The 617-nt window shown below is 65.6% G+C and carries 1 protein-coding gene; it reads left to right on the plus strand.

Translation table 11 applies throughout. The features are described from left to right. A partial coding sequence (locus J6500_RS31705) for an MAPEG family protein (RefSeq protein ID WP_225716609.1) occupies nt 1-267 on the plus strand: 267 nt, incomplete at its 5' end. Nucleotides 268-617: the final 350 nt, after the last annotated feature.

Raw genomic sequence — 617 nt, forward strand, 5'->3', positions numbered from 1 at the left:
ATCCGCTCGCGCGCGCTCGGCGCCCACCAGAACGGGCTGGAGGCCTTTCCGTTCTTCGCCTTCGCGGTGCTGCTCGCCGAATACCGCGTCGGCCCGCTGCGGCTGATCGACGAGCTGGCCGTGCTGTTCCTGATCGTGCGCATCGCCTACGTCTTCACCTATATCGGCAACCGCCCGACCTTGCGCTCGATCCTCTGGAGCATCGGCTTCGCGATCAACGTCGCGATCTTCCTGCTGCCGGCGCTGCGGGGCTATGTGACGGGGTGAGGACGAATTCGCCTCTGTGGGCGATCCAGTACGCCGCGGCCCATCGGCTCAACAACGACTGTCTCCGGAATACTGGATCGCCCGGTCCACGTGCGCAATTGCGCACAGGCCGGGCGATGACAGCGGTGGGTGAGGACAAAGCTCCGCATCCTCTCAGGATGACGGGTTATCTTTCGCGCTCGCGGGGACCGTACCTAAAGACACGTCGCCCGCTCGGCCGCGACGTAGCCGAACAACAGTCCGATCCCGAACAGCAGCACGAGCCCCGCGGCGGCGAATTCCAGTCCGCGCATGATCAGCATGCCGCCGCGGGGCTCGTGCTGCTGTTCGGGATCGGACTGTTGTTCGGC

This window comes from Bradyrhizobium semiaridum (assembly GCF_020329505.1).
Lineage (GTDB): Bacteria > Pseudomonadota > Alphaproteobacteria > Rhizobiales > Xanthobacteraceae > Bradyrhizobium > Bradyrhizobium semiaridum.